This is a genomic window from Brucella ciceri (assembly GCF_041930145.1).
GTDB lineage: Bacteria > Pseudomonadota > Alphaproteobacteria > Rhizobiales > Rhizobiaceae > Brucella > Brucella intermedia.
Genome location: NZ_JBHEEV010000001.1, coordinates 374,532 through 393,876 on the forward strand (window position 1 = coordinate 374,532; position 19,345 = coordinate 393,876).

A 19,345-nucleotide genomic window follows, 5' to 3' on the forward strand; every position below is an offset into this window, starting at 1 on the left:
GCTGAAATCAGGGAGGCCAGCCGAAGAGATACCGGCTGGCCAGGAAACTCACTGGCCGTAAATGTCGAAATCGAAATATTTTTTGGTGAAGGTATCGTAGGTTCCATTCGCGCGGATGGTCTTGATCGCGGCGTTCAGCTTGTCCTTGAGTTCCGTATCGCCCTTGCGCAATCCGATGCCCACGCCCGGCCCCAGAACTTCAACATCCTTAGCGACGGTTCCCTTTTCCTCGCAGCATGCCTTGCCGTTATCCGTCGCAAGGAACGTCCGCAGAGCCAGCGAGTCCGCCTGCACGGCATCGATGCGCCCGGCGGTGAGGTCGTTGTTGGCTTCGTCCTGCGTCTGATACTCCTTGATCGTGGCACCGGCGGGCGCGAAATGCTTCACCGCGTAAGCCTGATGGATGGTAGAAACCTGCACGCCAATCGTCTTGTCCTTCAACCCCTCCGGCGTCGCGTCGAATTTGAGATCCTTGGTGCCGATGACAATCGTCGGTGTATTATAATATTTGTCCGAGAAATCGATCGTCTTGAGACGTTCAGGCGTCATCGACATTGAGCCGACGATCATGTCGATCTTGCCGGTGGTGAGTGCGGGAATGATGCCATCCCAGGCGACCGGCGTGACCACGCAATCAAGCTTGGCCTCTTTGCAGACTGCATCCGCAAAATCGATTTCCCAGCCGTGCCATTTTCCCGTGGCGTCCGGTTCCGTGAAAGGGGGATAAGGTTCGGCTGCGATACCGAGCTTCACCTGTTCAGCACTTGCCGCCCCCACGCCCGCAAGGGCAAATGCTACACCGACGCACAGACTAGCTAAAAGACACTTCATTGGTACTCCTCCCATTCCCATTTCAGTGTGTTGAACTGATAAATTTCTTCAATCGCTCGGATTTGGGCGCCCCGAAGACCTCTTCGGGAGGTCCCTCTTCCTCAATCCTGCCATCGTGCAGAAAAACGATGTGATTGGCGACCTTGCGGGCGAACTTCATCTCGTGCGTAACCAGGATCATCGTGCGCTTTTCCTTGGCCAGATCACCGATAACAGTGAGAACCTCGCCGACCAGTTCAGGGTCCAGCGCGGATGTCGGCTCGTCGAAAAGCATCACCAATGGCTCTATCGCCAGCGCCCGCGCAATCGCGGCACGCTGCTGCTGGCCACCGGACATGAAAGCCGGATAGACGTCTCGCTTCTCGTAAAGTCCGACGCGCCTTAAAAGCGCTTCGGCCCGCTCTGTCGCTTCGGCCTTGGGCACGCCCAGCACATGCACAGGCGCTTCGATCACATTCTCCAGAACGGTCATGTGCTGCCATAGATTGAAGCTCTGGAAGACCATTCCAAGCCGCGTGCGAATACGCTCGATCTGCCTTCGGTCCGCGGGTATCTGGCCGCCATTGCCGGTGTTTCGCATGGCGATGGTTTCACCGTGGATGGTGACCGCCCCCGATGTCGGCAATTCCAGCATGTTGATGCAGCGAAGAAATGTCGATTTGCCGGAGCCCGATCCGCCAATAATGGCGATAACATCGCCCTCGCGCGCCCTGAGTGAAACGCCTTTAAGCACCTCGAGATCACCGAAACGCTTGTGAAGGTCGACGACGGAGATCGCCTCTTCGCCTTGACTCATGCGGCACAAACCTCCCTTGGCCCGACACCTTTACGGTTTGTCGCAAGCCACCTGGATATTGCTTTATTATCAGCCACTTCGGAGTTCTTTCGACTTCTCGACAAGCGGCCAACCGTTCCCTTGACGTTGACTATACACTTGAATAAGTATTGCGCAAGTGCATAGTCAGACATCGAGGGAGGAGAGGATGACCGCATCGTTTCGACGTGCGCCGGACTTCGATCGTCGCACGGACATGATAGAGGCAACGCTCGACTGCATTGCCGATCTCGGAATACAGGCGACAACGGTTCGTGCAGTTGCGGCGCGTGCAGGCGTGAGCAATGGCCTGATCCGCCATCATTTCGCATCGAAGGCCAATCTCATCGCCGCCGCCTACCAGCGCATGATCGAAATGATGACCCTGCCCGCATTGAGCGTTCTGGAATCGGACGGCGGCACGCCTCACGACCGGCTGACGCGGTTCATCGCAGCCAGCCTTGGCGGAGCCGTGGCCGATCCCCGGATGCTTTCGCTCTGGGCGACTTTCGTGAGCCAGGTTCATCTTGATCCGGATCTGGAGCACGAACATCGCGAAGGGTATCTGGCTTTCCGGCGGGCCACGGAAACCTTGATTGCCGAGGTGTTATCGGCAGAAGGCCGGGAACCGGCCCCGCAATCGTGCCGAAACCTTGCCATCGCGGTCAACGCCCTGATTGACGGCCTTTGGATCGAAGGCTGTCTCAGCGCGGATGAAATCGACGAAACCACGCAAATTGGCATCGGACTAAGCTCAATCGGCGCTCTTCTCGGCATCGAGCTTCCTGACGCGCCACCACTTCCGAGAGAATGACATGCATTACGCCTCCATCACCGATAGACTCTCAGGGCTGGGTTCGGACAAATGGCGGGTCCATGCACGAGGCAGGGAACTGCGCGCGCTTGGCCATCCCGTCATAGAATTTACGATCGGCGAACCTGACGTTGCCCCAGATGCCTCGCTGCTCGAAGCCTGCAATAATGCCATGCGCGCCGGACGCACACGCTATTCCAGCGGTCGCGGCGAACCGGCGGTGCTGGCGGCCCTGGCGGCAAAATATTCAAAGCGCACCGGCCGTGCCATCACGACCAGTAATGTCCTCTATTTTCCCGGAACCCAAACAGCGCTTTATGCCGTTCTGACAGGATTGGTCGAGAGCGGCGACAAGGTTCTCGTCCCCGACCCCTATTACGCGACCTATGAAGGCGTCGTGCGGGCGCCGGGAGCCGATATCGTCCCGGTGCCACTGCGGGCCGAAGATGGCTTTCATCTTCGAGCGGAAATACTGGAAGCGGCAATCACGCCCGGCTGCCGGGCATTGCTTCTCAACAACCCGCACAATCCGACCGGAGCGGTTCTCACAAAACCCGAAATTGCTGCGATCAGCGAAGTCTGCCGCAAGCACGATCTCTGGATCGTGTGCGATGAGGTCTATGAAGAGCTTACTTTCGGCGCCGCATTTGCGTCGCCGCTCGACCTTCCTGAAATGGCTGACCGCACCATCGTGGTCTCCTCCATATCGAAGTCACACGCGGCCCCCGGCTTTCGTGCAGGCTGGGCAGTCGGTTCCGAGGAGTTTTGCCAGAGATTGCTGCCTTTCTCTGAATCCATGCTCTTCGGTGGACAGCCGTTCATTGCCGACATGGCAGCCTATGCGCTGACACATGATCTGCCTACAGCCTCAATCATGCGCGCGCAGTACCAGGCGCGGTCCGAGCTGATCGTAGAGCGTTTGCAAGGCGTTGCGGGGATCAAGCCCCTGATGCCGGAAGCGGGCATGTTCGTGCTGCTGGATATTGGCGGCACTGGCCTCGATGGCGAGGAATTCGCCAGCCGGCTGCTTGAGGAACACTATGTCTCGATGATGCCTGGCACGTCTTTCGGTCAGGTCGCGAAGAATCTGGTCCGCATGAGCGTCACCGTTCCTGAAGTCAGCATAATCGAGGCATGTGACCGCATTGCCCGTTTTGCCCGCAGCCTCAACTACAGAGCGGAAAGTCTGGTTTCATGAGCAGCGAAATAACGGTCGGACAAGCGCTGATCCGCCTTCTGGAAGCTTACGATGTCGATACAGTATTTGGCATTCCGGGCGTGCACACAGCCGAACTTTATCGTGGCCTTGCCGGATCGAGCATCCGGCATGTTACCCCGCGCGACGAACAGGATGCGGGCTTCATGGCAGATGGCTATGCGCGAGTTTCGGGCAAGCCGGGTGTCTGCCTGCTGATTACCGGTCCGGGCCTCACCAATGCGATAACCCCGATGGCCCAGGCCCGAGCCGATTCCATACCGATGCTCGTCATCTCGGGCGTCAACGCGCGCCACACGCTTGGACAATATAAGGGGCACCTGCATGAGCTTCCCGACCAGTCCGCGACCATGCGAACAATCGCCCTGTCGTCAGAGCGACTGGAACAGCCCGGCGATCTTGCAGAAGTGGTTGGCCGTGCCTTCGCCCGGATGAAATCCGGACGTCCGGGCCCTGTCCATATTGAAATCCCGACGGACCTTATGGAAGCTCCGTTTGAAGGAAACTTGCGCAAGTCCCCGGCAACTGCGACCGCTACGGCTGTGGGTTCCAATGTCGGAAAAATCAAAGCCGCCGCAACACTTTGCGCCGAAGCCCGCCGTCCTTTGATCCTCGCAGGCGGAGGCGCCAACCGGACGGGTGATGCGGTTTCCACCCTTTCGCAGATGCTCGACGCCCCGGTGGTGACCACAACGAACGCCCGTGGTTTGCTTGGCCGTCATCCGCTCGTAGTGCAGGCAAGCCCCAGCCTGCCGCCTATCCGCCAGCTGATCGCCGATGCCGATCTCGTCATTGCGATAGGAACCCAGTTCGGTCCGACCGATTACGATATGTATGTGGATGGAGGTTTCGAGCCTCCTGCCAGAATGATCCGCATCGACATCGACCCGGATGCGGAGGCAACCGGCGCCCCGGCTAGCCTGATGATCGTGGGCGATGCCGCCCCAATAACGGCAGAGCTCATCTCTGCTCTGCAGCTTCTTCCTCAGGCACCACGTGAGGACGGAAAGGAGCGCGCAACGGCGGCCAAGGCTGCGGCATACGACTTCCTTTCACCCAAGATGCAGGCTTTGACCGGAGTTCTGGACACCATTCGGGATGCGCTGCCCGGCAGTATCATAGTCGGGGATTCCACGCAGCTCGCCTATGCTGGCAACCTTTTCTTCGAGGCCGATGGCGCACGAAGCTGGTTCAATGCTTCGACCGGGTACGGCGCGCTCGGATTTGGTCCTCCGGCCGCAGTGGGCGCCAGTCTTGCGCAGGCCGACACACCGGTGGTCTGCCTGGTGGGAGACGGCGGTTTCCAGTTCTGCCTCGGCACCCTCGGTACTGCCGCAGACGAAAAAGCGCCGGTGATCTTCGTCGTCTGGAACAATCACGGTTATCAGGAAATCGAAGATTACATGCTTTCTCGGGGTATCGAGCCCGTGGGCGTGCGCCCGACACCTCCCGATTTTCTCAAGCTCGCGCAGGCCTATGGCATCCCGGGGGAACATATCCGTCTGACTAATCAACACAATCAGGATGCGCTTCATCCAGGCGCCCTCGACCTTGCGCAACTCGCCGGTGCGCTTCACCGCGCCCAGGCGGTCGAGGGGCCCGCACTTATAGAAATAACGACGCCATAGGCCGGGACGGTCTGGCAAAGCGACTGGGAGGAACGCTATGCATTTCGGACTGACTGAAGAACAGGAAATGATCGTCTCGACAGTTCGAAGCTTTGTCGAGAACGAGATTTATCCGCATGAAACGACCGTCGAGCGGCTTGGTTACGTGCCGGAGGAAATCGGTGACGAAATCAAGCGGAAGACCATCGAACTTGGCTTCTATGCCAGCAATTTCCCGGAATCGGCGGGTGGCCCCGGACTTTCCCATCTGGAGTTCGCGCTGGTGGAGCGCGAGCTGGGACGCGGGTCGATGGCGCTCACCCATTTTTTCGGACGCCCGCAAAATATCCTGATGGCCTGCAAGGGTGAGCAGATCGAGCGCTATCTCCTGCCAGCGGTGCGCGGCGAAAGGATGGATGCACTTGCCATGACAGAACCTGACGCCGGCTCCGACATTCGGGGCATGAAAGCCAATGCGCGCCGCGATGGTGACGACTGGGTACTGAACGGCACCAAGCATTTCATTTCCGGCGCCGAGCACGCCGACTTCGTCATTGTCTTCATGGCGACGGGCGAGGAACAGTCCTCCGCCGGAACGAAGAAGAAAATCACGACCTTTCTGGTGGATCGTGGAACACCGGGCTTCACCATCCGCGAGGGTTACAAATCCGTCAGCCATCGCGGCTACAAGAACATGATCCTTGAATTCGACGACTGCCGTCTTCCCGATGCGCAGGTGCTCGGAGAGGTGGATGGTGGCTTTGCGGTCATGAATGAGTGGCTTTACGCTACCCGCATAACAGTTGCGACAATGGCGGTGGGGCGCGCGCGCCGCGTATTCGACATGATGGTCGACTACGCCGCCCAGCGTAAGCAATTTGGCCAGCCCATCGGTCGCTTTCAGGGCGTCGGCTTCCAGCTTGCCGATTCCGTCACCGAAATCGATGCCGCCGACTGGCTGACGCTGGCAGCGGCCTGGCGTCTCGATCAGGGATTGCCCGCAAACCGCGAGATCGCCTCGGCGAAAGTCTACGCATCGGAAATGCTGGCTCGCGTCACCGATCGGGCCATTCAGGTGCATGGAGGCATGGGCCTGATGGACGACCTCCCGCTGGAACGCTTCTGGCGTGATGCGCGTGTCGAGCGGATATGGGACGGCACAAGCGAAATCCAGCGCCATATCATCGCCCGCGACCTCCTTCGCCCGCTCGGAGCCTGACCGTGAGCAAAAAGAACCTGTCTCGTGTCTTGCGTCCCCGTTCCATAGCCATCTTTGGCGGAGGATGGTCTACGGCTGTGCTCAGGCAATGCCGCAAAATGGGCTTTGAGGGAGAACTCTGGCCTGTCCACCCCACCCGCGATACTATCGACGATATTCCCTGCTATCGATCTGTCGCCGACCTTCCCGGCGCACCGGATGTAAGCTTCATCGGCGTCAACCGCGACGGAACAATCGAAATTGTTCGCCAGCTCTCGGCGCGAGGAAGTGGCGGCGCGGTGTGCTTTGCATCTGGCTTCAACGAAGTATCCGACGGCGCCGAACGCAATCAGGCCCTGCTGGCGGCGGCAGGCGAAATGCCGATCCTCGGCCCCAACTGCTACGGCTTCATCAACTACCTTGATGGAGCCTTGCTGTGGCCCGATCAGCATGGCGGCAAGAGGGTGGAAAGCGGCGCCGCCATCGTCGTGCAATCGTCCAATATAGCTATCAATCTTACGATGCAGCGTCGGGGTCTTCCCATAGCCTATGTGCTGACAGCCGGAAATCAGGCACAGACCGGTCTTTCCGAATTGGCGGAAGCCGCGCTCGAAGACCCGCGGGTTACCGTTCTAGGTTTGCATATAGAAGGCTTCGACAATATTTCACGGTTGGAACGTGTTTTCGCCAGAGCACGTGAGATGAGAAAACCGGTTGTCGCCATCAAGGTCGGAACTTCCGCCGCGGCACAGGCGATGACCCTCTCACACACGGCATCGCTAGCTGGAGCCGACACGCTTGCCGACGCTTTCTTTGCGCGATGTGGCGTCCTGCGTGTTGGAACGCTCGACGAATTTGTCGAAACGCTGAAGCTGCTTCATGTGCTTGGCCCCTCACCGGACAACAGCCTCGGCTCTATGAGCTGTTCGGGCGGCGAAGCTTCACTCGTCGGCGATCTTGCAAGCGCCGCTGGTCTCGATCTCAGACCGTTGGCGCCGGACGAGGCAAACAGGCTTCGCGCCACCCTGCCCGAGATGGTTACCATCTCGAACCCCCTCGACTATCACACCTTTACATGGGGAAACGGGCCGTCGCTGACTGAGACCTATCGCGCTATGCTCGATGGCAATTTCGGTCTGACCATACTGGTGCTCGACTTCCCCCGTGGGGACCGTTGTGTTGACAATGGTTGCGAAACATCGCTCGAAGCGGCGATAGCGGCGCACGAAGCTGGAGGCGGTCGCTTTGCGCTGGTTGCCAGTTTGCCGGAGAATATGACGGAAGCCCACGCCGAACGTCTGATAGCAGCTGGAATAGCCCCGATGATGGGGCTTGCAACTGCGCTTGCGGCAGCAGCCAATGCTGCCTGGATTGGCGAAATCTGGTCGAAACCGCAATCTCCAATGCTGGCTGACCAAGCGCCGGCGTCGCCATCTGCAGCCACCGCATTGGACGAGTGGTCATCGAAATCCGCCTTGCGCGAAATCGGCCTCATCACCCCGACGGGCGGCGTAGTATCGACTATCGACGATGCTGTCGCCCTTGCCGAAAAGCTGGGTTACCCCGTCGTCCTCAAGGGGGTGGGTGAGAACTTGCTTCACAAAACGGAAATGGCGGCGGTGTGCCTCAATCTGGCGAATGCCGAAGCAGTACGCGCTGCCGCCCTTTCGCTTGCCCCTTTGAAATGCGATTTTCTGGTCGAGAAAATGGTTCAGGGTGGTGTGGCTGAACTGATTATCGGCATCGCGCGCGACCCGCAATTCGGGCTTTATCTGACCATTGGCGCAGGTGGCGTGATGGTTGAGCTTTGGAACGATACACGGTCGCTGCTCTTACCTGCGAGCCGCGATGAAATCCGCGAGGCGCTTCTTACCCTGCGCTCCGCCCCCCTTCTCACCGGCTTTCGCGGCAGGCCAAAAGCCAATATCGAAGCCGCCGTCGAGGCCGCGTGGCTGGTTGGCAACTATGCGCTCGAACAGGCAGGGAAACTTGAGGAACTCGACATCAACCCGCTCATTGTCACAGCGGACAATGCAATCGCCGTCGATGCCCTGATACGCAACAGGAGAGCTTGATGACTGACGAGGTAAAGGCCGTTCGCAACGGTCAGATATTGGAGATCACGCTCGACCGGCCAAAGGCCAATGCCATCGACCAGCCAACCAGCCGAAAGCTGGGCGATGCCTTCGCCATGTTTCGCGACGACCCGGATCTGCGCGTTGCTATTTTCACAGGTGGGGGCGAGAAGTTTTTTTCCGCCGGCTGGGATCTGAACGAAGCGGCTTCGACCGGCGGAGATGGCTATATCGCCGACTATGGTCAGGGCGGAATCTATGGCTTTTCCGAATTGCCCGGATTGGAGAAGCCCATCATCTGCGCGGTCAACGGTTATGCCATCGGCGCGGGTTTCGAAATTCTCCTTACTGCCGATTTCATCATTGCCGCCGACCACGCGCAATTCTGGCTGCCGGAAACTTCGCTCGGGGTTCTGCCGGATATCGGCTCATTCGTTCTGCCCAAGCTCCTGCCCAAGGTTATAGCGAACGAAGTTCTTTATGGAGGGCGGCGCTTTAGCGCGCAGGACTGCCTCCGCTGGGGTTTGGTCAATGACGTGGTGCCGCAGGCGGAGCTGATGAGCGCAGCCCGTGCGCTCGCTGCCCGTATCCTGCGCTCCGCACCGCTTTCTGTTGCCGCAGCCAAACAGACAGCGCGTATGGCCGAACATATGGGTCTGGCCGAAAGTTACGCCGCCATGCGGGCCGGTAATTTCCCGCTGTTCAAATTGCTGATCGAAAGCGAAGACGCACTGGAAGGACCGCGCGCAGCGGTCGAAAAGCGCGATCCCGTATGGAAAGGCAGATGAAATGAGCGCACATGCCGAAGACGCCATAACAACCCGCCGGGACGGGGCTATTCTGGAAGTTACGCTGGATCGGCCCAAGGCCAACGCCATCGACTTGCCGACATCGCGCGCGATGGGTCAAACTTTTGCAGCCTTCCGCGATGACCCGGAATTGCGTATCGCCATCCTCAAGACCGCTGGCGACCGTTTCTTTTCTGCCGGTTGGGATTTGAAAGCCGCGGCAGAAGGCGCGCCTATCGATGGTGACTACGGAATTGGCGGTTTCGGCGGCATCCAGGAACTGCGAGACCTGAACAAACCTGTCATCGCCTGTGTCAGCGGCATGGCCGCGGGCGGCGGCTTCGAACTGGCGCTGTCCTGTGACCTGATCTATGCCTCGGAGCATTCAACCTTTTCGCTTCCCGAAATTCGCTCCGGAACCATTGCAGACGCGGCAAGTATCCGGCTTCCGAAACGCATTCCATACCACATAGCCATGGAACTTTTGCTGACTGGCCGCTGGATCGACGCTCACGAAGCTCATCGCTGGGGTTTCGTCAACGAGGTCCTGCCTCAGGAGAAGCTCGAAGAACGTGTCTGGGAAATTGCCCGTCTGCTCGCCTCCGGTCCTCCACTCGTTTACGCCGCGATCAAGGAGACAGTCCGGCGCGCGGAAAGCGAGGACTTCCAAACCATGATGAACCTCATCATGCGGCGCAAGTTGGCGACGGTCGACATTCTGTATGGATCGGAGGATAATTTGGAAGGCGCCAGAGCTTTCGCCGAAAAGCGCGATCCTGTCTGGAAGGGAAAATAGCGACTGTTGTATCAAGGAGCAGACGCGCTGCCGGTGGCAGATACCATCCGCCAGACCGGCTTTTTATCGCAGGCTGCCGATCAGAAAGTCCGGCAGCTTTTTTCTGCGTTCAATATGTCCCGCAATTATTGATTGCGGAGTTTCTCCAGCTTCTCCGAAACCAGGTCCTCAGCGACCAGTTTGGCGAATTCATCACCATCCTGCGGTTCGGAATGCTTGAACACGTACCAGCCGCCGGTGGGTTCCTTCCTCTGGTAGATCATCTGGCCATCGATCATGTGCTCGAAACACGTCCTGTCGCTGGATGTGCCGTTTGGAGCATGCCAGTCGGCCTCAAGGCACATCCGTCCGGTGTCGGCCACGGTCCAATGTCCCAGTGCCCAGGAAGCACGGGCACCCGAGCCTGCCCATCCCTTGAATATCCGCTCCTTGTCCTGCATGTAAGCGGCGCCATCGCACCATTTCCAGCTCTTGTCGCGGTAGAGTTCATGAAGTTCCACTGCGGTCATTGGCCGTGCATTCTCCGGCAAACGCAGGCTGACCCGCGCTTCGCCATTTTCCGGAGCGCTACAGGTTAATTCGTCAGCCACGGCTGAGGACCACGCCATCATCACGCCCACCGACGCGGCCATGATTGCCATGCAGGTCTTTCCGATACGTGATGTAAAATGTTGGAATTCGTTGGTCTTTAACATCGTTTTCGCCCTCTACGTGAAACTTTACATCTCTTGAATTAACGACAGGCCAGAGTTGGTGCGATTTACAGCCTTCTCCCGAGCAACCCTCAAGAAGCCTCCCGCACTATCGTTCTTTACCGGCGATTAGCCTTCAGCCGCGCCACTTCTGCGCCCACCCGGTCACCTTTGACCAGTTTGCGTATCTCATCGTCTTTCCGAACTGGATTGTGCGCAAAGACATACCATTTTCCGCCAAGAGCGGGTTTCTGGTAGACCACGCCATTTTTCTCGCGGTGCAGGAAGCAGGTGACTGCGCCGCTGCTGTCGCCTTGGCTACTCCAGAGCGCGCGCAAGCAGAGCTTTCCGCCATCGGTCACGTACCAATAGCCTGTTGCATGGGTTGTGGCCGCGCCTTTGCCGGACCAAGCGGAGAATTGTTTCTGTTCGCCAGAAAGGATCCAGCTGCGGGCTTTCTTGCTTGAAAAGAATCCGCCGCCGGTTTTCCATTTCCAGGTGCGGCCGGCATAGAGCTTTTCAAGCGCAGGGCCTTTCATCGGTGAGGCGGCGGCCGCAAGTTGGGTGACGGTATTATCCGTCGCTGGCTTTGGCGCTGCACTGGCGTTGCCTGCCAGCGAGAGCGCTAACATCGCAGCGCTCGCAATGACGAAATGCTTCAATAGCATTTTCTTCTTCCTGTTGATCGAGCAGTTCCGGCAAGCTGGCTTGGCGGAACTGCAAGAATGCAAAGAAAGGAGCGGCGGCGTTTTCACAAATAACAAGCCGCTCCGGTTGAATTACCCGGGTCAATCGAGCGGATGGTTTGCGACGCGCCAGTCCGGGCGTCCGACACCACGCGGCCATGGGTAGACTTCACGGTCGTTAAAGTAGATGACGGCGGTCAGGGCCGGAAACTCGGCGTGGGGCTTGTTGGCTTCCGCCGCCCAATCCCGTACGTAGCTGTCACTGCCTTCATAACCGAGCTCGGCAATGGCAACTGGTTTGCCAAAACCTGCCACACGATCATATCCCGGCTTGGTGCGCTCGACGAATGTCGTATCTCGCCCTACAACCAGCTTGTCATAGGGTTGGTAGCCGAACACCGACAGACCGATGATATCGAGATATTCGTCACCCGGATAATAGGCTTCCAACTGGGCATCTCCCCGCGGTGACCACATATATCGCGCGTTTGGAAGATGCTTCCGGCAAATGCTGATAACATGCCTGTATGCCTTGCTCAAAAGATTCGATTCAGTCCGATTGATCATTGGCGCATCGCACTCCTCCACTCAGGTCGTAATTGGACCGAAGTGGACGGCCATGTTGCACAAAATGAGCCGGGCATGATGGAAGTTCGTTCGCTCGGCCGACTGTTTCGCCGGCGTCATCTTCTCACTGCTCATGCCATGCTGGCAGATCCTGCGGGTAGCCAGAAAATTGCAGACATCGGACTGGCGATTGGCATCAAATCCTCGGCCAATTTCAGCCGCACCTTTACACCGTATTTCGGTTATAGCCCTAGCAGCGTATACAGGAAAAATTCTATTGTAGATCAAATTCCTCCTGCTGAGCGAGGAGTTATAAAAGATTACCATCAACATACATTTGAAGGCTTGTTGAGGCCCCTCGGTCTCTTCTGATCATGAAGCATTATCTGAACTTGCCCACATGTACACACCTATGACGAGTCGTGCCCCACGCAAAGTTAGCTTAACGGACTTTGGTTTCTCAACACAGCATCGGCGAACTTCAGGATGCCAGCGTTCGGGCTACGGTGGTTCTCGCCACCGAGATCGAATTCCGTGACCTTAATCGTCTCGCGTAGAATGTCGAGCCGCCGTGGATCGATGTCATCTCGATAATCAAAGATGCGTTGCTCAGGATCGGCGAGACAGAAAACGTTCGTGACGCCCAACAGCGCCCGTACGATCCCCCACTGATTGTCGTCCGTGTCCTGGAATTCATCGACGATTATCATCGGAAAGCGGTCGGCAATCAGCTCGCGCAACGCGGCGCAGCGTTCGAGCAACTCGACAGTTCCGGCAGCGAAAAGATCGAAACAATGAAGGCCAGACTCGGCCGCCTGCCGTTGGCGCTCCAAGTTCCAATCGCCGTCGAAAGATGACTTCTGAAGCCTCTCATCGCCGGGGTAGAGGAAGCGCACGGGTTTGCCGCTCAGTAAGCGACCGTGCGCTTTTTCCATGCAGAAGGCGTGATAGGTTTGCACCGTCACCGCGCGTCGTTCCGCTGGCGACAGGATTTCCTTGCAACGCCGAGAACCTGGCGGATCGCCGCGCGCGAACAACTCAGGAAAAGGATTTCCTGACCGGATTTCAACTCGGCGAACCGCTTCTGCGCTTTGAACAAGGCGATGGTGGTTGTTCCGGAACCCGGACCGCCTAACACCAGAAGGTGCCCGTCGTGCGCGATGATTGCCTTACGCTTGTCGCACAGATCGACCTTCATTCGAGCAGGTCCACGAAGTCATCTGGCGGCGGTGACGGTACAGCAATGTCTTCCGGAACCGCGCTCAGCGCCTTGTGGATCGTCTCCAAAATCTCACGGACTGTCGCCGGCAGTTCGTTGGCGTCCTGGCATTGTGCGATCAGCATGGCGGCGTAGCCATAAGCGTCGCCCTTGCGCGCCTTCAGCACCTTGCCGGCCAGCGTGAGAACATCGGCGTCTCCGGCCGCCGGATCATAGGCGCCGACCGGCGGATAGTCCGAACGGCTCTTTACCTCATCAAGAAACCGACGGACCACCTGGATGGGCATCTGTTTCAGCAGGACGTTTTCAATGCCCTTCTCCGGCTATCCCCAGAACTGGGTGTAGCCCTTCAGCTTCTCCGTGGCGTCTGCGGTCAGCGCGGCATTCGGCTTATCGTAGAACCCTAAAGACAGCTTACCGAGCGCAGAGAACACCGGCCCATGTCGGGGCACTGCCCCATCGCCGCCCGCATTGAAGATGCTGGACTTCCCCTTCAAAGGTGAAGGGCTTCTGTTAGATAAGACTGACAGGAGACTTAAAATTGAAGCGGCGAGAATTTACAGAAGAGTTCAAACGCGAAGCCGTTCGTATTTTAACGACGAGTGGTCTAAGCATTTCATCGGTCGCCAAGGACCTTGGCATTGGCAAGTCAACACTTGACCGTTGGCGGCGTAATATTGCTGAGAAAGATTTGCTTTCTGGCCCCATGAGGACATGAACTAGGAGCTTGCCCGTCTTCGAAAAGAATGAGCTTCTACGACAGGAACGAGAATTATTAAAAAAAGCGACGGCCTTTTTCGCGCGGGAGACAAGTCGATGAAGTTTGCGTTCATCGACACGGAGAAGGCCCATATGTCTCTGTCACGGCTATGTGCTTTCGCAGGTGTCAGCATCAGCGGCTATTATGTATGGAAGCGTCGTTTACCCAGTCGTCGCCAGCTTGATGACATGATTATCCTGGCTCACATTCGTAACCAGTTTGTACTATCACGCGAACCTTACGGCAGCCCTCGCATGCATGTTGAGCTGAACGAAGAGGGCATTCGGGCAGGTCGTCCCCGCACAGCGCGACTGATGCGTCAAAATGGTTTGAAAGCCCGACAAAAGACGCGTTTCAAGCGCACGACGGACAGCAATCATGGCGAGCCTGTCGCTCCCAATCTTCTGGATCAGGACTTCACTTGTGACGGACCGGATCAGAAATGGGGTGTCGATATCAGTTACATATGGACGGTAGAAGGCTGGCTGTACTTGGCAATCGTTGTCGATCTCTATTCTAGTCGCATCATCGGCTGGGAAGCGCGCGATCGGATGAAAAAGGATCTGGCTATCTGTGCTTTGAAGAAGGCTATTGCAATCCGGCAACCAAAACCGGGACTGATCCAACATTCGGACAGGAGAAGCCAATACGCCAGCCCGCTGGCCCGTATCGGCCGAGGGTCAAGGTCTCGGGTCGACCGTGCATACGGTAGTCATAGCCGAACACGACGGCGCCCGACGGGTTCACGACGACATACATACCGTCACGGTCAGTGACCTTGTATAATTTGTCCTTTGGCTTCAGTGCTTTGATTGCCGCATCGGTAAGCATCGGCCCCTCCTAGATCGTTCAAAAAACGCCAGAGAGCCCCTGAAAATACCGTCAGGCCAAAATCGACCAATCCTGTCGCCGAATTTTCCTTTATTCTCAATGGAATAAGGGGCAAAAAAATACCGTCACAAGCTCTCTAAGCCATGACGGTATATGCAATTCCGCGATGTCACAAGACACCCATACCGTCAACTCCGCCGTCGATAGCGAGGCTGGCTCGGCGATTGACGGCGAAAGACGGCGGAAAGAAAAGTGTTTATTTTGAGTGCGTTATAGAGGGAGATAGGCGGCTATTGGCGGCGTCTGGGTAGGCGCGAATTATTCCCACTCAATCGTACCCGGCGGCTTTGACGTCACGTCGTAGACGACGCGGTTGATGCCCCGCACTTCGTTGATTATGCGGGTTGCCGCATTGCCAAGGAAGTTCATGTCGTAGTGATAGAAATCAGCGGTCATGCCGTCTACGGAAGTCACAGCGCGCAGCGCGCAGACGAATTCATAGGTACGGCCATCGCCCATCACGCCGACAGTCTGAACCGGCAGCAGAACCGCGAAAGCCTGCCAGATGGCATCGTAGAGGCCAGCCTTGCGGATTTCGTCCAGATAGATCGCATCCGCTTCACGCAGAATTTCCAGCTTTTCGCGCGTGATGCCGCCGGGGCAGCGGATCGCAAGACCCGGCCCAGGGAACGGGTGACGACCGATAAAGCTGTCCGGCAGGCCCAGTTCCTTGCCGAGCAGGCGCACTTCATCCTTGAACAGTTCGCGCAGCGGCTCAACCAACTGCATCTTCATGCGCTCGGGCAAACCGCCGACATTGTGGTGCGACTTGATCGTGACCGAAGGTCCGCCGGTAAAGGAAACGCTTTCGATAACGTCCGGATAAAGTGTGCCCTGCACCAGGAAATCTGCGCCGCCGAGCTTCTTGGCTTCTTCTTCGAATACTTCGATGAAGAGGCGTCCAATCGTCTTGCGCTTCTTTTCCGGATCGGTTTCGCCTTCCAGTTCACCGATGAAACGGTCGGAAGCATCCACGAGGATCAGCGGCAGATTGTAATGTTCGCGGAACATCTCAACGACCTGCTGCGCCTCGTTCTTACGCATCAGGCCGTGGTCGACGAGAATGCAGGTGAGCTGGTCGCCAATGGCTTCGTGGGCCAGAAGGGCTGCAACAGAGGAATCCACGCCACCGGAAAGCGCGCAGATGACCTTTCCGCTGCCGACCTGCTTACGGATCGCTTCGACAGCCTGTTCGCGGTATGCGCCCATCGTCCAGCCCGGCTTCACACCGACGATACGATGAACGAAATTCTGCAACAGCTTGGCGCCATCCGGCGTATGCACAACTTCCGGATGGAACTGCACGCCGTAATATTTGCGCTTTTCGTCGGCGATGGCTGCAAAAGGTGCGTTCGGCGACGTACCGATGATTGTGAAACCATCCGGCAGCGATGTTACCCGATCGCCGTGGCTCATCCAAACCTGGTGACGGGTACCCTTGGCCCAGATGCCTTCGAAAAGCGGGCTGTCTTCCTGCACATCCAGGAAAGCCCGACCAAATTCGCGGTCATGACCACTTTCCACCTTGCCGCCCAGTTGGGCGCAGATCGTCTGTTCGCCGTAGCAGATGCCAAGAACCGGAATACCTGCCTCGAAAACCGCCTGCGGCGCACGTGGCGAGCCGATGTCGGTCGTCGAATGCGGGCTTCCTGAAAGGATGACGCCTTTCGGCTTCAGCCGTTTGAATGCCTCTTCAGCAGACTGGAAAGGAACGATTTCACAATAGACATTGGCCTCGCGCACGCGACGCGCAATCAGCTGCGTGACCTGGCTGCCAAAGTCGATGATAAGGATTGTGTCGGGATGTGCCGTAATACTCATGTGCAGCATCTATTTAAAAAGTGGCCGGGATGCAATGCCTATATGGGGTATGGACGAGATGCTCAACAAGTGTGTTGCGAAAAAAGGGCCCATACTGACACACCATTGTCAGGAGGAGATGAGGCCATCCGCGATTGCAGCTTCCAGTCGCTCGACCGCGTCGGCTAGTTTTTCATCTATAACATGCAGATACTGCGTCCAGTCGCCGACATGCTGCAACTCGCTTGTGCCATCGGAGATACCTCTAAGCCCGAAAAGAGGGACACCTGCAAGTTGGCAGGCTCGCAGGCAGGCGTAAGTCTCCATATCGACCATATCTGCATCAATTGCCGAATAAATATCGCCGGAAACAATGTTTGCGCCGGTTGAAAGCGATGCAGCAGGGATTTCGGGCACATAAATCGGAAGTTCAACCACCGTGGGGAGGTCAAGAAAGGGCGTCGCTCCCTTTTCAAATCCAAGCGGCGAAGCATCCATATCGCGATAAGATACGGAAGATACCTGAAATACTTCCGCCTGGGCTAATTTGGCTGATCCGGCCGAACCCAGCGAGACCACGAGGTCGGGTTTTTTGCCTGCGTGAATCAAGCTGCCGAGAGCATATGCGAGATTGGCCGCCGCTTCGACTGGCCCTACCCCGATCATGACCGGCGTGAAGAGCTTCGCCAGGTGCCGTCCATATTCGGCATCTGCTGCCATAACGTAGAGCAGGCGCTTTCCGGCGACGGTCTTTATCATCCCTGCAAGCCTTTTCTATCCTGCACCACCATCATCGTCCCGGTCATCGTCGCGATGAGACGCACTTCCGTGTCGGTGACCGCAAATGCCTGGCCATCGCTGACCATGATCGTCCGACCGGGTTTGGTCACCTCGCCACGGAACAGAAAGCGTTCGCCCTTGCCCGGAGCAAGCAGATTAACCTTGAATTCGATGGTCAGCACCGCCGCATCGGACGGCATCAGCGTAAGTGCCGCGTAGCCACAGGCGGAATCGAGCGCAGCCGAAATCACGCCTGCGTGGAGAATGCCGTGCTGTTGCGTCAGTTCTTCCCGGAACGGCATCTCGATTTCGACAATACCGGGCTCACACCGTGCCAGCTCAGCACCAATCAGCTTCATCGCAGCCTGCCGCCCGAAACTTTCCTCCACGCGTTCCTTGAAATCCGGTTCGGCTACACGGTGTGCTGACATCGGCTCGGTTCCCCCGTTCCATCCGTTTGCTTTTACACATTGTCCGGCGCAAACCGCTTCGCACTTTTGCCGGGAATGCTCTAGTTCGACCTTTGCAGAATGCTCACATAAAAACCGTCAGTGTCAGTAGACAATGGCGAAAATACCGCGCCGTACTCGGGGAATACCGGCTTGATGTCACCGGCATCTGCAACAACTGCGTCCCACAAGGGCTGCGGGGCGACTTCCGTAAAATCAGCATTATCGCGAAGAAACCGCGCCACTTGCCGGGTATTTTCTTCAGCAAAGAGCGAGCAGGTGACATAAGCAAGCCGCCCACCCTGCTTCACATAGTGCTTGGCCGATTCCAGCACTTCCCTCTGATCCTGAACGCGCCGCTCAAGCTGCTGCTCGTTCAGCCGCCATTTTGCATCGGGACGGCGGCGCCATGTGCCGGAACCGGTGCAGGGCGCATCGGTCAGCACCAGATCCATCTGCCCCGTGAGCGGGTCGAGCGCGTCGAGATTTCCATGCACCTGTGTATTGCGAACCCCTGCACGCTGCAGTCGTTCATGCATGGGTGAAAGCCGCGCACGTTCGGCATCGTAGGCGTGAATTTGACCGCTGTTTTGCATCGCAGCCGCCAGAGCCAAAGTCTTGCCCCCGGCCCCGGCACAGTAATCCAGTACCTGCTGACCGGGTTTCGCACCGGCAAAAAGCGCGGCAAGCTGTGATCCGAGGTCCTGCACCTCGAACCAGCCATCGAGAAAAGCCTGCTCACCCTGTACATTCGGATGGCGACCAAGCGCTTCGATCGGCGGTATGCGCAAGGCTTGTGCAAGGAACGGCGCCGGCGCAGCGCCGGCTTTTTCCAAGGCCGCAAGCGTTTGCTCAGGCTTGGCCTTCAAACTGTTTACGCGCAGATCGACGGGTGGCCGCGTTGCCAGTGCCCTGCCCTCGTCCATCCAGCGCGCACCAAAAAGCTCCTCAAGCGAAGAGGCACACCATTCCGGTATGTCTGCTTGAACGTGCGAGGGCGCTTCGGCAATATCCCGGCTTTCCCAGGCAATACGGCGCGGCTGTTCCAGCGTTTCAGGCGCGAACTTGTCGCCGTCGAGGACCGTATCGATGCCCGCGATATCCATGCCACCATCGGCCAGCAAAGCGCCGAATGCGAGCGCGCGCGCGTCATCAGCATCCATTCGCCACGCAATGGACAGTTTGCGGCGCAGTGCGTCATAGACGATATTGCCGATCACAGCGCGATCGCCTGCGCCTGCGAAACGATGGGTAGCGCCCCAATCCTTCAGCACATCAGAAGCCGGGCGCGTGCCCGCTTCGATCTGATCCAATACCTCGATAGCTGCCTGCAGGCGTCCGCCAAGCCGCATTGTGTCTCCT

The 19,345-nt window shown here is 57.7% G+C and carries 19 protein-coding genes and 3 pseudogenes; 9 read left to right on the plus strand and 13 right to left on the minus strand.

The window, feature by feature from the left end; translation table 11 throughout:
- Positions 1-48: 48 nt before the first annotated feature.
- Both JNC63_RS01670 and JNC63_RS01675 read right to left on the minus strand, forming a co-directional pair.
- Positions 49-831 (minus strand): transporter substrate-binding domain-containing protein, encoded by a 783-nt coding sequence (locus JNC63_RS01670; protein ID WP_021588145.1) that lies wholly within the window; start codon positions 829-831, stop codon positions 49-51.
- A 22-nt stretch (positions 832-853) separates the two neighbouring features.
- On the minus strand, positions 854-1,627 hold the full coding sequence (locus JNC63_RS01675) for an ABC transporter ATP-binding protein (protein WP_021588146.1): 774 nt from the start codon (positions 1,625-1,627) through the stop codon (positions 854-856).
- 187 nt (positions 1,628-1,814) lie between these two features.
- Here JNC63_RS01675 and JNC63_RS01680 point away from each other — a divergent pair, with 187 nt between their 5' ends.
- From JNC63_RS01680 to JNC63_RS01710, 7 genes are read left to right on the plus strand one after another with little or no spacing between them, the layout of a single operon-like run.
- Entirely contained in the window at positions 1,815-2,459 is a 645-nt protein-coding gene (locus JNC63_RS01680) for a TetR family transcriptional regulator C-terminal domain-containing protein (protein WP_021588147.1), read from the plus strand.
- Position 2,460: 1 nt separating this feature from the next.
- Entirely contained in the window at positions 2,461-3,657 is a 1,197-nt protein-coding gene (locus JNC63_RS01685; RefSeq protein WP_021588148.1) for a pyridoxal phosphate-dependent aminotransferase, read from the plus strand.
- Positions 3,654-5,303, plus strand: coding sequence for a 5-guanidino-2-oxopentanoate decarboxylase (locus JNC63_RS01690; protein ID WP_021588149.1), 1,650 nt, complete (start codon positions 3,654-3,656; stop codon positions 5,301-5,303). Before JNC63_RS01685 ends, JNC63_RS01690 begins: the two co-directional genes overlap by 4 nt.
- A 37-nt stretch (positions 5,304-5,340) precedes the next feature.
- Entirely contained in the window at positions 5,341-6,501 is a 1,161-nt protein-coding gene (locus JNC63_RS01695) for an acyl-CoA dehydrogenase family protein (protein ID WP_006468536.1), read from the plus strand.
- On the plus strand, positions 6,498-8,555 hold the full coding sequence (locus JNC63_RS01700) for an acetate--CoA ligase family protein (RefSeq protein WP_025092074.1): 2,058 nt from the start codon (positions 6,498-6,500) through the stop codon (positions 8,553-8,555). The genes JNC63_RS01695 and JNC63_RS01700 overlap by 4 nt, the downstream gene beginning before the upstream one ends.
- Complete coding sequence (locus tag JNC63_RS01705) at positions 8,555-9,343, plus strand: enoyl-CoA hydratase-related protein (RefSeq protein ID WP_006472212.1); 789 nt, start codon at positions 8,555-8,557, stop codon at positions 9,341-9,343. The genes JNC63_RS01700 and JNC63_RS01705 overlap by 1 nt, the downstream gene beginning before the upstream one ends.
- A 1-nt stretch (position 9,344) precedes the next feature.
- Positions 9,345-10,139: a carnitinyl-CoA dehydratase gene (locus JNC63_RS01710; protein ID WP_021588151.1), complete on the plus strand. Its 795-nt coding sequence runs from the start codon at positions 9,345-9,347 to the stop codon at positions 10,137-10,139.
- A 125-nt stretch (positions 10,140-10,264) separates the two neighbouring features.
- Here the strand turns inward: JNC63_RS01710 and JNC63_RS01715 are convergent, their stop codons facing one another.
- From JNC63_RS01715 to JNC63_RS01725, 3 genes and pseudogenes are all read right to left on the minus strand, one after another.
- Positions 10,265-10,834 (minus strand): DUF995 domain-containing protein, encoded by a 570-nt coding sequence (locus JNC63_RS01715; protein ID WP_006468533.1) that lies wholly within the window; start codon positions 10,832-10,834, stop codon positions 10,265-10,267.
- Between the two features lie 116 nt (positions 10,835-10,950).
- A complete protein-coding gene (locus JNC63_RS01720; protein WP_006468532.1) occupies positions 10,951-11,499 on the minus strand; it encodes a DUF995 domain-containing protein in 549 nt (182 codons plus the stop codon).
- Positions 11,500-11,619: 120 nt separating this feature from the next.
- Positions 11,620-12,051, minus strand: a pseudogene (locus tag JNC63_RS01725) (glycosyl hydrolase); the annotation flags it as partial.
- Here JNC63_RS01725 and JNC63_RS01730 point away from each other — a divergent pair.
- Entirely contained in the window at positions 12,013-12,456 is a 444-nt protein-coding gene (locus JNC63_RS01730) for an AraC family transcriptional regulator (protein ID WP_112669425.1), read from the plus strand. The pseudogene JNC63_RS01725 and the gene JNC63_RS01730 overlap by 39 nt on opposite strands.
- Before the next feature lie 65 nt (positions 12,457-12,521).
- Here the strand turns inward: JNC63_RS01730 and JNC63_RS01735 are convergent, their stop codons facing one another.
- Genes JNC63_RS01735 through JNC63_RS01745 form a run of 3 tightly spaced genes read right to left on the minus strand, consistent with a single transcriptional unit; the run spans position 12,522 to position 13,590 of the window.
- Complete coding sequence (locus JNC63_RS01735) at positions 12,522-13,049, minus strand: UvrD-helicase domain-containing protein (RefSeq protein ID WP_021588154.1); 528 nt, start codon at positions 13,047-13,049, stop codon at positions 12,522-12,524.
- Positions 13,046-13,282: a DEAD/DEAH box helicase family protein gene (locus tag JNC63_RS01740; RefSeq protein WP_021588155.1), complete on the minus strand. Its 237-nt coding sequence runs from the start codon at positions 13,280-13,282 to the stop codon at positions 13,046-13,048. The genes JNC63_RS01735 and JNC63_RS01740 overlap by 4 nt, the downstream gene beginning before the upstream one ends.
- Entirely contained in the window at positions 13,279-13,590 is a 312-nt protein-coding gene (locus JNC63_RS01745) for a hypothetical protein (RefSeq protein ID WP_021588156.1), read from the minus strand. Before JNC63_RS01745 ends, JNC63_RS01740 begins: the two co-directional genes overlap by 4 nt.
- Positions 13,591-13,826: 236 nt before the next feature.
- Between JNC63_RS01745 and JNC63_RS01750 the strand changes: the two are divergent.
- A pseudogene (locus JNC63_RS01750) lies at positions 13,827-14,719 on the plus strand (IS3 family transposase); the annotation flags it as partial.
- On the opposite strand, the pseudogene JNC63_RS01755 reads toward JNC63_RS01750, so the two are convergent.
- The 5 genes and pseudogenes from JNC63_RS01755 to JNC63_RS01775 form a co-directional block, all read right to left on the minus strand.
- Positions 14,718-14,894 (minus strand): annotated as a pseudogene (locus JNC63_RS01755) (Arm DNA-binding domain-containing protein); the annotation flags it as partial. The pseudogenes JNC63_RS01750 and JNC63_RS01755 sit on opposite strands and share 2 nt — an antisense overlap.
- A gap of 318 nt (positions 14,895-15,212) precedes the next feature.
- Positions 15,213-16,775 carry a glutamine-hydrolyzing GMP synthase gene (gene guaA / locus JNC63_RS01760; RefSeq protein ID WP_006472762.1) on the minus strand — a complete coding sequence of 521 codons (1,563 nt, stop codon included), beginning with the start codon at positions 16,773-16,775 and terminating at the stop codon, positions 15,213-15,215.
- A gap of 108 nt (positions 16,776-16,883) precedes the next feature.
- Entirely contained in the window at positions 16,884-17,513 is a 630-nt protein-coding gene (locus tag JNC63_RS01765) for a 5'-methylthioadenosine/S-adenosylhomocysteine nucleosidase (protein WP_006468526.1), read from the minus strand.
- Positions 17,510-17,965, minus strand: coding sequence for a PaaI family thioesterase (locus JNC63_RS01770; protein ID WP_006468525.1), 456 nt, complete (start codon positions 17,963-17,965; stop codon positions 17,510-17,512). Before JNC63_RS01770 ends, JNC63_RS01765 begins: the two co-directional genes overlap by 4 nt.
- An 80-nt stretch (positions 17,966-18,045) precedes the next feature.
- Positions 18,046-19,335, minus strand: coding sequence for an RsmB/NOP family class I SAM-dependent RNA methyltransferase (locus tag JNC63_RS01775; RefSeq protein ID WP_006472760.1), 1,290 nt, complete (start codon positions 19,333-19,335; stop codon positions 18,046-18,048).
- Positions 19,336-19,345: the final 10 nt, after the last annotated feature.

Bases quoted from the DNA above. Each gene is read 5' to 3' on its own strand.
- JNC63_RS01670 (WP_021588145.1), bottom strand. From the start codon at position 831: ATGAAGTGTCTTTTAGCTAGTCTGTGCGTCGGTGTAGCATTTGCCCTT.
- JNC63_RS01675 (WP_021588146.1), bottom strand. From the start codon at position 1,627: ATGAGTCAAGGCGAAGAGGCGATCTCCGTCGTCGACCTTCACAAGCGT.
- JNC63_RS01680 (WP_021588147.1), top strand. From the start codon at position 1,815: ATGACCGCATCGTTTCGACGTGCGCCGGACTTCGATCGTCGCACGGAC.
- JNC63_RS01685 (WP_021588148.1), top strand. From the start codon at position 2,461: ATGCATTACGCCTCCATCACCGATAGACTCTCAGGGCTGGGTTCGGAC.
- JNC63_RS01690 (WP_021588149.1), top strand. From the start codon at position 3,654: ATGAGCAGCGAAATAACGGTCGGACAAGCGCTGATCCGCCTTCTGGAA.
- JNC63_RS01695 (WP_006468536.1), top strand. From the start codon at position 5,341: ATGCATTTCGGACTGACTGAAGAACAGGAAATGATCGTCTCGACAGTT.
- JNC63_RS01705 (WP_006472212.1), top strand. From the start codon at position 8,555: ATGACTGACGAGGTAAAGGCCGTTCGCAACGGTCAGATATTGGAGATC.
- JNC63_RS01710 (WP_021588151.1), top strand. From the start codon at position 9,345: ATGAGCGCACATGCCGAAGACGCCATAACAACCCGCCGGGACGGGGCT.
- JNC63_RS01715 (WP_006468533.1), bottom strand. From the start codon at position 10,834: ATGTTAAAGACCAACGAATTCCAACATTTTACATCACGTATCGGAAAG.
- JNC63_RS01720 (WP_006468532.1), bottom strand. From the start codon at position 11,499: ATGCTATTGAAGCATTTCGTCATTGCGAGCGCTGCGATGTTAGCGCTC.
- JNC63_RS01730 (WP_112669425.1), top strand. From the start codon at position 12,013: ATGCTTCCGGCAAATGCTGATAACATGCCTGTATGCCTTGCTCAAAAG.
- JNC63_RS01740 (WP_021588155.1), bottom strand. From the start codon at position 13,282: ATGAAGGTCGATCTGTGCGACAAGCGTAAGGCAATCATCGCGCACGAC.
- JNC63_RS01745 (WP_021588156.1), bottom strand. From the start codon at position 13,590: ATGCCCATCCAGGTGGTCCGTCGGTTTCTTGATGAGGTAAAGAGCCGT.
- guaA (WP_006472762.1), bottom strand. From the start codon at position 16,775: ATGAGTATTACGGCACATCCCGACACAATCCTTATCATCGACTTTGGC.
- JNC63_RS01765 (WP_006468526.1), bottom strand. From the start codon at position 17,513: ATGATAAAGACCGTCGCCGGAAAGCGCCTGCTCTACGTTATGGCAGCA.
- JNC63_RS01770 (WP_006468525.1), bottom strand. From the start codon at position 17,965: ATGTCAGCACACCGTGTAGCCGAACCGGATTTCAAGGAACGCGTGGAG.
- JNC63_RS01775 (WP_006472760.1), bottom strand. From the start codon at position 19,335: ATGCGGCTTGGCGGACGCCTGCAGGCAGCTATCGAGGTATTGGATCAG.